At 73.1% G+C, this 11,957-nt stretch carries 9 protein-coding genes; 5 read left to right on the forward strand and 4 right to left on the reverse strand.

What is annotated here, in order from left to right; all coding sequences use genetic code 11:
* The 3 genes from FAF44_RS48150 to FAF44_RS48160 all read right to left on the reverse strand — a co-directional run.
* The coding region (locus FAF44_RS48150) for a serine/threonine-protein kinase (RefSeq protein WP_237110174.1) at window positions 1-1,383 on the reverse strand (1,383 nt) is incomplete at its 3' end.
* Between the two features lie 250 nt (window positions 1,384-1,633).
* Window positions 1,634-2,656, reverse strand: coding sequence for a LacI family DNA-binding transcriptional regulator (locus tag FAF44_RS48155; RefSeq protein ID WP_237110175.1), 1,023 nt, complete (start codon window positions 2,654-2,656; stop codon window positions 1,634-1,636).
* On the reverse strand, window positions 2,640-5,132 hold the full coding sequence (locus tag FAF44_RS48160) for a glycoside hydrolase family 3 N-terminal domain-containing protein (protein WP_237110176.1): 2,493 nt from the start codon (window positions 5,130-5,132) through the stop codon (window positions 2,640-2,642). The genes FAF44_RS48155 and FAF44_RS48160 overlap by 17 nt, the downstream gene beginning before the upstream one ends.
* Before the next feature lie 398 nt (window positions 5,133-5,530).
* On the opposite strand from FAF44_RS48160, the gene FAF44_RS48165 reads away from it, so the two are divergent.
* The 3 genes from FAF44_RS48165 to FAF44_RS48175 all read left to right on the forward strand — a co-directional run bounded on the left by FAF44_RS48165 (window position 5,531) and on the right by FAF44_RS48175 (window position 8,670).
* A complete protein-coding gene (locus FAF44_RS48165) occupies window positions 5,531-6,853 on the forward strand; it encodes an extracellular solute-binding protein (RefSeq protein WP_237110177.1) in 1,323 nt (440 codons plus the stop codon).
* A gap of 62 nt (window positions 6,854-6,915) precedes the next feature.
* Window positions 6,916-7,761 carry a carbohydrate ABC transporter permease gene (locus FAF44_RS48170; protein WP_237110181.1) on the forward strand — a complete coding sequence of 282 codons (846 nt, stop codon included), beginning with the start codon at window positions 6,916-6,918 and terminating at the stop codon, window positions 7,759-7,761.
* Between the two features lie 3 nt (window positions 7,762-7,764).
* Window positions 7,765-8,670 carry a carbohydrate ABC transporter permease gene (locus tag FAF44_RS48175; RefSeq protein WP_237110178.1) on the forward strand — a complete coding sequence of 302 codons (906 nt, stop codon included), beginning with the start codon at window positions 7,765-7,767 and terminating at the stop codon, window positions 8,668-8,670.
* Here FAF44_RS48175 and FAF44_RS48180 read toward each other — a convergent pair.
* Window positions 8,639-9,442, reverse strand: a complete 804-nt coding sequence (locus FAF44_RS48180; RefSeq protein ID WP_237110179.1) for an aminoglycoside phosphotransferase family protein — start codon at window positions 9,440-9,442, stop codon at window positions 8,639-8,641. The genes FAF44_RS48175 and FAF44_RS48180 overlap by 32 nt on opposite strands.
* Window positions 9,443-9,542: 100 nt before the next feature.
* On the opposite strand from FAF44_RS48180, the gene FAF44_RS48185 reads away from it, so the two are divergent.
* Window positions 9,543-10,265: a response regulator transcription factor gene (locus FAF44_RS48185; RefSeq protein WP_237110180.1), complete on the forward strand. Its 723-nt coding sequence runs from the start codon at window positions 9,543-9,545 to the stop codon at window positions 10,263-10,265.
* Window positions 10,262-11,830: a HAMP domain-containing sensor histidine kinase gene (locus tag FAF44_RS55435; RefSeq protein WP_272896047.1), complete on the forward strand. Its 1,569-nt coding sequence runs from the start codon at window positions 10,262-10,264 to the stop codon at window positions 11,828-11,830. The genes FAF44_RS48185 and FAF44_RS55435 overlap by 4 nt, the downstream gene beginning before the upstream one ends.
* Window positions 11,831-11,957: the final 127 nt, after the last annotated feature.

Below are 11,957 nucleotides of genomic sequence, written 5' to 3' on the forward strand. Positions count from 1 at the left end.
GGTCGGGGCCTGGGTCGTGGGGGCCTGGGTGGGAACCTCGGTCGGCGGGCGGGTGGACGGGGCCGGCCCGGTGGTCCTGGTCGGCCGTCCGGTGGGCTCCCGGGTCGGCGGGCTCGTGGGCTCGCGCGTCGGCTCCCTGGTCGGATTCGTCGTCGGGTCCCTCGTCGGGTCTCCAGTGGGCTCGCGGGTGGCCGGTGGTAACGGGTTCGTGTCCGGCGGGCTCACCACGACCGGCCCGCCCGACGTGGGGGGCGTCTCGGCCGGTGCCGTCGGCTCCGGCCGCCACGTGGCGGGCGGTCCGGTGGCGGGCGGTCCCGTGGACGGTGGGACGGCGGGCGGCGCGGACGTGGCCGGGGGCAGCGCCGTGCCGCCCTCCGGCTCAGGCCGGCCCCCCAGGATCACGAACGCGGAGACCACCGCCGCCGCGGTCGCCAGCACCAGCCCGCCGGTCACCGCCAGCTTGCCCGCGGGCGAGATCGTACTGTGGAACAGGCCCGTGGCGGTGTCGGCGTCGACGACCGCCTGCGGACGGGGCAGCAGCGCGGCCAGCGGCACGGTCAGCAGCCCGAGTCCGGTGCGTCCGCGCAGCTCCCAGTCGTCCCCGTACGCGGCGCGCGCGGCCTCCTCCAGTTCGGTCAGGAACGCCTCGGCCGATTCCGGACGTCCGCCGGGGTCCTTGGCCAGGCCGTGCTCGACCAGCGGGCGCAGCGGCTCCTCGACGTCCGCCAGCGGGGGCGCGACGTGCTGGTGCTGGTAGGCGAGGGCGGCCAGGTTCTGGGCCTGGAAGGCGCGGTGGCCGGTCAGGCACTCGTAGAAGACGAGGGCGGCGGCGTAGACGTCGGTGCTGGGGCCGGCCGGGGCGTCGTCCCACTGCTCCGGCGCCATGTAGGAGGGGGTGCCGGACAACTCGGCGGTCTCCCCGACGTGGGCGGCGACTCCGAAGTCGACGAGCTTGCTGTCGCCGTCCTGGGTGATCATGACGTTCTCGGGCTTGAAGTCGCGGTGCACGACGCCGTGCCGGTGCGCCTCGGCCAGCCCGAGCAGCGACCCCTTCAGCACCGTGAGCGCGGCCTCCGCGCCGGTCGCCCCCTCGTGCTCCAGCAGCCGCCGCAGCGTGACGCCCTCCACCAGTTCCATCACGATGACGGCGGCGTCGCCGGTCTCGACGTAGTCCAGCAGGCGGGCGGTGTGCGGGCTGTCGATCTCCTTGATGACCAGGGCCTCCGAGCGGAACCTGGCGACGAAGGCGTCGTCCTCCCGCATCGGGTCGGCCAGGTGTTTGATCGCGACCGCCAGGCCGTCGGACTCGCGGACGGCGAGCATCACCCGGCCGGTCCCGCCGTGGCCGAGTTCCCGGATCTCCGTGTAGCCGGGAACTTCCATAGGGGACCTCCTGACCGGATAAAGATCCTTATGTCAGGACGCTATCCCGGCGTCACCCCGCGTGTCGAGTCCCTTCGCCCGCGTAACCGGCGCACTGCTCGCAATCGGTATTTTTACTACTTCGCATAGTAGTTTCCGCCGGTCCGGACGTCCGAGCCGCCGCACGCCGGTCGAACCGCTCAGCCGCGCGTGAGACCCGGGGCGGCCCGGCCGCGCCCGGGAACCGGAGTGAACGAGCCGGCCCGGAAGGTCAGGCGCGGCGGGGGACCGGGGCGGTCGAGCCGCGGACGACCAGTTCCGTCGCGAGTTCCACGTGGTGGGAGTCGACCCTCTCCCCGGCGGCCAGCCGCAGCGCCGTGCGCAGCGCCACCCCGCCCATCTCGCGCAGCGGCTGCCGGACCGTGGTCAGCGGCGGCGAGGTGACCTGCGCGATCTGCGTGTCGTCGAACCCGACGATGCTCAGCTCCTCGGGGATGCGCAGCCCCCGCGCCCGCGCCGCCTCCATGACCCCGACGGCCACCTCGTCGCACCCGGCGAAGATCGCCGTCGGAGCGTGCGGCAGGTCGAGCACCGCCGCCCCGCTCACCATCCCGTCGTGGAAGCGGAAGTGCCCGGAACGGACGAACCCCGGCAGCACGGGCGCCCCCTCCGCCTCCATGGCGGCCCGGTAGCCGTGCAGCCGCGCCTGGTTGCAGGCCGCGGTGGCCGGGCCGCCGATGTAGGCGATGCGCCGGTGCCCGAGCGAGAGCAGGTGCTGGGTGGCGGCCACGCCGCCGGCGAAGTTGGTGGAGCCGATGCTGGTGACCCGGGTGCGCGGCAGGTTGAGCGGGTCGATGAGCACCAGCGGCAGCCGGGCCCTGGCCAGCGCGGCCGGCTGCCCGGAGGTCAGCTCGCCGGTGACGGCGATCAGCGCCCGCCGCCCGGCCGCGACGAGCCCGCGCGCCCAGGCGGTGGTGCGGGCCGCGCCGCTCCTGATGCTGACGACGATCCCGACCCCGGCCTCCGCCCCGGCCGCCACCGCGCCCTGGATGATCTCGGTGGAGTACGCGTTGAGGTCGGTGTCGAACTGCAGCTCGACGGTGGCCAGGCCGGGCGGCTCGCGGCGCGGCGACGGGGCGACGTAGTCGTGCTCCTGCAGCAGCGACTGCACGAGCGAGCGGGTGGCGGGCGAGACGTCGCTGCGCCCGTTGAGCACCTTGGAGACGGTCGCGACCGAGACCCCGGCCGAGGCCGCGACGGTGGCCAGCGTGGCCCGCCTAGGACCGGACGGCATCCGCACCCCCTCGCCCTCGCACGTCGGCGGGAGTGACGAGCCGCCGATCATGGCCGACGTGCCGTGACGGGCCGGTCAATCGCAGGACGCCGCGGCAGGGCAGGTCGGCGGCCGACGTCCCGGCCAGCACCTCGACGTCGCCGGGCTCGACGACGCGGCGCAGGTCGCGCCCGGTGAACGCGGTGCGGTCGGCGTGCACGCGAAAGCGCACCTCGGCGCTCTCCCCCGGTTCCAGCCGGACCCTGGCGTACCCGGCGAGCTGCCGGACGGGCCGGGTGACCTGGGCCAGGACGTCACGCAGGTAGAGCTGCACGACCTCCTCCCCGGCCCGGCGGCCGGTGTTGCGGACGGTGACGCTCGCGGTGAACTCGCCGTCCGTGGGCACCTCCTCGTCGCTGAGGCGCAGGCCGGACAGCTCGAAGGAGGTGTAGGAGGCGCCGTACCCGAAGGGGAACAGGGGTGTCGGGTCGAGGTTGCTGATGCCGTGGCTGTCGGCGCCCAGCGGTGGCTGCAGGTAGGTGCCGGGCTGTCCGCCGGGGCCGCGCGGGATCTGCACGGGCAGTCTGCCCACGGGCTGGACGCGCCCGGACAGCACGCCGGCGATGGCCGCGCCGCCCTCCTCGCCCGGCATGAACGCCTGGACCAGGCCGGCGGCGTACGCGTGCACCGCGCCCAGCGCGTACGGGCGGCCCGAGACGACGACCACGACCAGCGGCGTGCCGGTGGCGGCCAGTTCGGCCAGCAGGTCGGCCTGTACGCCGGGCAGCCGCAGGTCCTCGGCGTCGCAGCCCTCCCCCGAGGTGCCCTGTCCGAACAGGCCCGCCAGGTCGCCCACGACGGCCACGCACACGTCCGCCTCCCGGGCGGCGGCCACGGCGGCGGCGAACCCGGAGCGGTCCTCGCCCCGCACGTCGCAGCCCTTCTCGTAGCGCAGCTCGGTGTCCGGCAGTTCGGCGGCGAGCGCGTCGAGCACGGTGGGGGCCTCGACGCCGAGGCCGAGGTCCGGGTGGCGGGGCAGCACGTGGTTGGGGAAGGCGTAGCAGCCCATGAACGTGCGGGCGTCGTGCGCGGCGGGCCCCACCACGGCCATCCGGCGCGGCGCCGTACGCCCGGCACCCGCCCCGCTCACCGTGCCGTCGGGGCCGGGACCGCCGTCGGCGTCGCGGTCGGCGTCAGTGCGCAGGGGGAGGGCGGTGCCGGCGTCGAGCAGGATGATCGACCGCTCGGCCAGCTCCCTGGCCAGGGCCCGGTTGGCGGGCGAGTCGAGGTCGGCGGACGCGGCCCCGGCGACCGAGCCCTCGGGCGTCCAGCCGGCGTCGAGCAGCCCGAGCTGCGCCTTCTGGGTGAGCAGGCGGCGGGCCGCCCGGTCGATCAGCGCCTCGGGGAGCCGGCCGGCGCGCACCCGCTCGGCCAGGCACTGGCCGAAGCCGAGGGTGTCGGGCAGCTCGACGTCGATGCCGGCTTCCAGCGCCAGCGCGCCCGCCTCGGCCGGATCGGCGGCGACCCGGTGCATGGTGGCCAGGAAGGGCACCGCCCAGTAGTCGGAGACGACGGTGCCGGTGAACCCCCAGTCCGCGCGCAGCACCTCGGTCAGCAGCCACGGGTCGGCGCCGGCGGGCACGCCGTCCACGTCGGCGTAGGAGTTCATCACCGAGCGGGCGCCGCCGAGCGCGATCGCGGTCTCGAACGGCGGCAGGATCATGTCCATCAGCTCGCGCCGGCCCATCGGCACGGGGCCGTGGTTGCGGGCGGCGCGGGAGGCGGAGTAGCCGGCGAAGTGCTTGAGCGTGGCGATGATCCCGGCGCTCTCCAGCCCGCGTACGTAGGCCGCGCCGAGCGTGGCCACCAGGTACGGGTCCTCCCCCATCGTCTCCTCGACCCGCCCCCACCGGTAGTCGCGCACCACGTCCAGCACCGGCGACAGCCCCTGGTGCACGCCCACGGCCCGCATGTCGCGCCCGATCGCGGCGGCCATCCGCTCCACCAGCCCGGGGTCGAACGTGGCCGCCCAGGCGATGGCCGCCGGGTAGACGGTGGCGCCGTAGGAGGTGAAGCCGGTCAGGCACTCCTCGTGCACGATGGCGGGGATGCCGAGCCTGGACGCCTCGACGACGGCGCGCTGCAACCGCACGACCTCGGCCGCGCCCTGCTCGGGGGTGACGGGGGCGCTGCCGTGCACGCGGGTCAGGTGCCCGAGCCCGTGGCGGATCGCCTCGTCGAACGGCACGCTTCCCGAGGCGGCGAAGACGTCCTGCATGGGCGCCACGTTCAGCGGCTCGGCTCCCGGGGCGGGCTCGGGTCCGGCCTCGTCCTGGCTCATGTCGTTGCCGAGCCAGCGGCTGCCGAGCTGGCCGATCTTCTCCTCCAGGGTCAGCTCCGCGAGGAGGGCTTCGACTCGGTCGGCCACGGCGAGCGCCGGGTCCTGCCACGGGCGTGGTGCCGGTCGCGGCGTCGGGGTCCGATCAAGAGCCGTCATCTTTGCGCTCCTTAAAGAGGTGCGGTGCTGTCGTAAGTTTTCGAAATGTTTCGACACCGATGGACGACCTCCGCGCGCACCCTCTGTCATGCCGTGGACCTGCTGAAGGTTGGCGCGAATGTACCTTACACGTGACCTCCTGGAAATCCAGGGGTTCCCTGATCGACAAGGTCTTGACACCCTTATAGCCGAAACCTAGATTGGCGAATCCCGCGGTCATGTCGAAAATGTTTCGATGAGCTGACTTGAGGAGGAAGTGGAAAGTGGCATCCCGGTGATGCCGATCCACCGCATCCAGTGATCAACGCGCCGCGATCCCCAGCCCGCGGCATACACGTACGGAGATCAACGTGGAGTCCAGGACAACCTCTCGCCGCAACTTTCTCAGTCTCGTCTCCATGGGCGTCCCCCTAGGGGCAGCGCTCGCCGCCTGCGGCGGCACGGGGCCCACCCAGACCGGCGCCGGTGGCGGCACCGGCGGTGGCGACGCGACCACCGGCGGCGGCGGCAGCAGTGCCACGTACTGGTACCTGTCGACGCAGCCGCAGGAGGGCGTGCGCACCCGGACCATCGAGCGGTTCAACAAGGCCAACCCCACCGGCACGATCACCGGCACGACGTTCCAGAACGACGCCTACAAGACGAAGATCAAGACGGCCATCGGCGCCGGGCAGGCGCCCACCCTGATCTGGGGCTGGGGCGGCGGCACGCTGCGCAGCTACGTCCAGGCCGGCCAGGTGGACGACCTGACCCCGTGGCTCGACCAGAACGCCGCCGTGAAGGACAAGCTGTTCCCCTCCTCCTTCGGCGCGGCCACCATCGACGGCAAGATCTACGCGATGCCGTGCGAGACGATGCAGCCGATCGTCCTGTACTACGACAAGCGGGCCTTCGACAAGATCGGCGCCCAGCCGCCCCAGACGTGGGGCGACATCCTCGACCTGGTGCCCAAGTTCAACGCCAAGGGCATCGCGCCGTTCTCGCTGGGCGGCCAGTCGCGCTGGACGAACATGATGTGGCTGGAGTTCCTCTTCGACCGCATGGGCGGGCCCGAGATCTTCCAGGCGGTGTTCGACGGCGAGAAGGACGCCTGGAACAACCCGATCGCGATCCAGGCCCTGGGCGAGGTGCAGAAGCTGGTCAAGGCCAACGGGTTCGTCAAGGGCTTCTCCTCGATCACCGCCGACTCCAACGCCGACCAGGCGCTGCTGTACACCGGCAAGGCCGCGATGATGCTGCACGGCGGCTGGACGTACGGCAGCATGTCCACCGACGGCGGCGACTTCGTCTCCGGCGGCAACCTCGGCTACATGAACTTCCCGCCGGTGGACGGCGGCAAGGGCGACCCCGGCAACACCGTCGGCAACCCCGGCCAGTACATCTCGATCTCCTCCAAGGCCACGCCCGAGCAGAAGGAGATCGCCAAGAAGTTCCTGTCCACCTCGCTGATCGACGACACCGGCGTCAAGGAGTGGGTGGAGACCGGCGCGGTCCCGATCATCAAGGGTTCCGACGCGCAGTTCGCCGCCTCCAAGGACAAGGACTTCCTGAACTTCGTCTACAACATCGCGGTCAACGCCCAGTCCTTCGCCCAGTCCTGGGACCAGGCGCTCAGCCCGACGGCCGCCGAGGTGCTGCTGGACAACATCTCCAAGCTGTTCCAGATGTCGATCTCGCCGCAGCAGTTCGCCACGAACATGAACGCGGTCATCGGCAAGTGAGCGCCGTCACGTCCACCGCCAGGCCCGCCGGTCGTGCGGGCCGTGGCGGCTCACTCGGGTGGATGGCCGTGCCGGCGCTCGTGTTCTTCGCCGGCTTCGGGGTGATCCCGCTGGTCGGGGTGCTCGCCCTCAGCTTCACGCAGTGGGACGGGCTCGGCGAGATCCGCCTGGCGGGCTTCGGCAACTGGGGGGCCATCCTGCGTGACCCCGGCCTGCCGCACGCCCTGTGGGTGACGTTCCTGGTCATGGCCCTGTCGTGGGCGTTCCAGACGCCGGCGAGCATCCTGCTGGGCACGTTCCTGGCCGGGAAGCACCGTTACCGGGCGGTCCTGTCGGTGCTGTTCTTCATCCCGCTGCTGCTCAGCCAGGCGGCGATCGCGATCACCTTCAAGGCGCTGCTCGACCCGAACTTCGGGCTCGGGGCGGGGCTGAACATCCCGTTCCTCGTCCAGGACTGGCTGGGCGAGCCCGTCCTCGCCTTCGGCGTCGTGATCTTCGTGGTGTCCTGGCAGTTCATCCCGTTCCACTCGCTGATCTACCAGGGCGGCGTCCGCCAGATCCCGCGCTCGATGTACGAGGCGGCCGAGCTGGACGGCGCGGGCCGCGTGCGCAGGTTCTTCAGCATCACGCTGCCGCAGCTCAGGTACACGATCGTCACGTCGTCGACGCTCATGGTGGTCGGCTCGCTGACCTTCTTCGACCTGATCTTCGTGCTGACCGCGGGCGGTCCCGGCGACGCCACCCGGGTGCTGGCCCTGGACATGTACAAGCGCGGCTTCCAGGCCAACCTGATGGGCCCGGCCAGCGTGATCGCGGTCATCCTCGTCCTCGTCGGCCTGTTCCTGGCGCTGCTGCTGCGCCGGATCGGCGGGCGCGACGCCGGGCACAGCCAGCTCGAGGGGGTCTGACGCATGACGACCGTCCCCACCAGCGCGCCGCAGCGGGCGACCGCGCCCCCGTCGGAGGGCGGGCACCGCCGCCGCCGCAGCCGGCGCACCAGGGAGCGGCCCAACTGGGTGGCCGGGCTGACCAGCGTCGTGTGGCTGGCGATCGTGATCGTGCCGATCTACTGGATCGTCATCACGAGCTTCAAGACGCAGTCCAACTACTACGCGGAGAACCCGTTCGCGCCGCCGGGCGAGCCGACGATCGCCAACTACCGGCTGGTCATCGAGTCCGACTTCCCGCAGTACTTCCTCAACAGCGTCATCGCCACGATCGGCGCGGTGATCCCGGCCGTGCTGGTCAGCTTCATGGCGGCGTACGCGATCGTGCGGGGCCGCCGGAGCCGGCTGCTGCGCTGGACGAACTCGCTGTTCCTGATGGGCCTGGCCATCCCGCTGCAGGCCACGGTGATCCCGATCTATCTGATCATCATCCAGCTCGGCCTGTACGACACGCTGCTGGCGCTGATCCTGCCGTCGATCGCGTTCGCGATCCCGCTGTCGGTGCTGGTCCTGTCGAACTTCATCCGGGACGTGCCGAAGGAACTGTTCGACTCGATGCGCATCGACGGCGCGACCGAGCGCGGCATGCTCTGGCGGCTGGCGTTCCCGCTGACCCGCCCGGCCGTGGTGACCGTGACGGTCTACAACGCGCTGCAGATCTGGAACGGGTTCCTGCTGCCGCTGATCCTCACCCAGAGCCCCGACAAGCGCACGCTGCCGCTGGCGCTGTGGTCCTTCCAGGGCCAGTACAGCATCAACGTGCCCGCCGTGCTGGCCTCGGTCGTGCTCACCACGCTGCCCATCCTCATCCTGTACGTGGTGGGCCGCCGCCAGCTCCTCAGCGGTCTGACCGTGGGCTTCGGGAAGTGAGCCCAGAGGTGAGGGCCGCCGCGTGCCGCGCCAGGTGGGCCGAGTTCCACTCGTAGAAGCGGTCGTCGCCGCGGGCGACGTGGCCGGCGAAGGCCGCGTCCCCCGCGGCGGCGCGCTCGCGCATGAAGCGGACCAGATGCTCCAGCCGGTCCACGGCCGCCCCGACCAGCGCCCGCCGGTCGGCCTCGCCGAGACCGTACGCGTCGGCGAACAGCCGCAGCCGCCTGGCCTGCTCCGCCACCGGGATCCCGTCGCCGTCGGCCGGGTCGTGCAGCGGCACGAACCGGTAGGCCGCGTACGCGACGTCCCGCACGCGCGGCCCCGGGTGGGCGGTGTCGAAGTCGATGAACGCGACCGGCCGGTCCTCCTCGAACACGCAGTTGTACGGGGCCACGTCGCCGTGACAGATCACCTCGGCCGGCTCGGCCGGCGGCCAGTACCAGACGGCATCGGCGGGCAGGCGGGCCAGGAGGCCGGCGCCGGCGTCGTGGTAGCCGCGCAGCAGGCGGGCCACGCCGGCGAGCACGTCGTCGGCGCGCACCCAGCCGGGCAGCGGGTAGTCGGCGGTGCGGCCGGGCACGAAGCCGAGGATCTCGCGGCCCTCGTCGTCGAGGCCGTGGCAGCGGGGCGCGCCGGTGAACCCGGCGGCCTCCAGGTGGCGCAGCAGCGCGTGCACGGAGGGGGTCCACGGGCCCGCCGGCCTGCGTACGGTGCCGCCCACCCGGACCACGTGGTTGACGCCGCCGCCCGTGAGCACCTCTTCGCCCGGCACCGCACCTCCTCGGTCGCGTCCGGCCAGTGTGGCACGGGCCGGACGGCCCGTGCGCCCCGTTTTTACCGGATTCCCAGGTGGAGCGGGTAGAACAGGCGTCATGGACTCCGCGCCCAGACTCCCCGTGGTGCTCGTTGTCGACGACGAGCCCAACATCCGCGAGCTGCTGCTCGACGCCCTCGAGCTGAACGGCTTCCAGGTGCGCACGGCCGCCTCCGGCACACAGGCGCTGCGGTCCGTGGGACAGGAGCGGCCCGACATCATCCTGCTGGACGTGATGCTGCCGGACCTCGACGGGTTCGCGGTGGCGCAGCGGCTGCGTCCGGACGGCGGCGGACCGCCGGTGCTGTTCCTGACCGCGCGGGACACCGTGGCCGACCGCATCGCCGGGTTGTCGGCGGGCGGCGACGACTACGTGACCAAGCCGTTCAGCCTGGAGGAGGTGGTGCTGCGGATCCGCGCCATCCTGCGCCGTACGGGGGCGCGCGAGGAGCTGTCCGACGACGGGCTGCTGCGCTACGCCGATCTGGAGCTGGAGGAGGAGACGCACGTCGTGCGGCGGGCCGGGCGGCGCGTCCACCTGTCGCCGACCGAGTTCGGGCTGCTGCGCTACCTGATGATCAACGCGGAGCGGGTGGTGAGCAAGGCGCAGATCCTGGACCGGGTGTGGGACTCCGGGTTCGGGGCCGACAGCCGGATCGTGGAGTCGTACATCAGCTATCTGCGGCGGAAGATCGACGTCGAGGGGCCGCCGCTGATCCACACGTTGCGCGGCGTGGGGTACTCGCTGCGCGACCAGAGCCGCCTGGACCGGCGCCGATGACCCCCGTCACCGAGGACGCCCCGGCCGTCGGGACGCGACGCCCGCCGGAGCGGGGGCCGTCGTGGCGGCGCCGGACGCTGGGCCGCCCGTGGCCGTTGCGGCACCGGCTGCTGGCGGCGCTGCTGGGCCTGTCGGCCGCGGCGCTGGCGGTGTTCGCCGCGTCGGGGGTGCTGCTGCTCGACCGTTCGCTGCTGTCGCGGGTGGACACGCAGCTCACCGACTTCGCCGCGAACCTCGGCAAGGGTCCGCCGCCCGGCTTGCCGATGCCGCCGCCGCGCCCCGACGTGGAGCTGCCCACCCGCTTCCACCTGGCCGTCTTCAGCCCGCCGGGGGACGTCGTGCGCAGCGTGCCCGCCTCCGGCGACGGCCCGGACGTGCCCGCGAGCGCGATCTCGGCCCCGCCGCCCGCGCCGTTCACCGTCCCGGACCTGGCGGGCGGGGCGGAGTGGCGCACGTTCGTGGTCGCCCTGCCGGACGGCAACCGGGCCGCGGTGTCGGCGTCGCTGGAGGAGAACCGGAGCACCGTACGGCAGCTCCTGATCATCGAGGCGGCGGCGGGCGCGCTGGTGCTGGGCCTGCTGGGGGCGGTGGCCCTGGTGGTGGTCCGGCTCGGCCTGCGCCCGCTGACCCGGATGGAGCGCACGGCCACCGCGATCGCGGCGGGCGAGCTGGACCGGCGGGTGTCCGACAGCGACCCGCGCACCGAGACCGGGCGGCTCGGCAGCGCGCTGAACGTCATGCTCGGCCGCCTCGGCGAGGCCCTGCGCCAGCGGGAGCGCTCCGAACGCCGGCTGCGCCGCTTCCTCGCCGACGCCTCGCACGAGCTGCGCACGCCGCTGACGTCCATCAGGGGGTTCGCGGAGCTGTACCGGCACGGGCGCAGCGAGCCCGACCCGGCCGTGGCGCGCATCCTGAGCCGCATCGAGGGCGAGGCCGAGCGGATGGGCGTGCTGGTCGAGGACCTGCTGCTGCTCGCCAGGATGGACCAGGAACGGGCGCTGGACCTGACGGAGGTGGACCTGCACGTCATCGCCGGCGACGTGGTGCACGGGGCGCGGGCCCGCGATCCGGGCCGGGTCGTCGAGCTGGCGATGGGCGAACGGCCGGTGCGGGCGGTCGGCGACGAGCACCGCCTGCACCGGGTGATCGCGAACCTGGTCGGCAACGCCGTCGCGCACACCCCCGCGGAGACGACGGTGCGGGTGCGGGTGGAACGCGCGGACGCGACGGCGGCGGCGCGAGCCGGCGCGCGGCACCTGATGGCGGGCCCCGCGCAGGTGCTCCCGATGGCGGTGGCGGGCGGCGCGGTGGCCGGTGAGGTCGCGGTCGTCGAGGTCACCGACGACGGGCCGGGGATCGAGCCGGAGCAGTTGCCGCACATCTTCGACCGCTTCTACCGGGCCGACGCCGCCCGTTCCCGGGCGAGCGGCGGCACCGGCCTGGGGCTGGCCATCGCGGCGGCGCTGGTGGAGGCGCACGACGGCCGCATCGAGGCGTACAGCCGCCCCGGCCACGGCACGGCCTTCCGGGTGCTGCTCCCGCTGCGCGGGCCGGGAGGCCCCTGACCGGCCCGCGGCACGATCAGCGGCGCGCCCGGAACGCCACGGCCGTCGTGGAGGCGATCGCCGTCACCAGCACGACGGTGAGCAGGACGGTGCCCATCGGGTTGCGCCGGCGGGGCGGCGGCTCGGC

Origin of the sequence: Nonomuraea sp. MG754425 (assembly GCF_021699195.1) — a bacterium.
Classification (GTDB): domain Bacteria; phylum Actinomycetota; class Actinomycetes; order Streptosporangiales; family Streptosporangiaceae; genus Nonomuraea.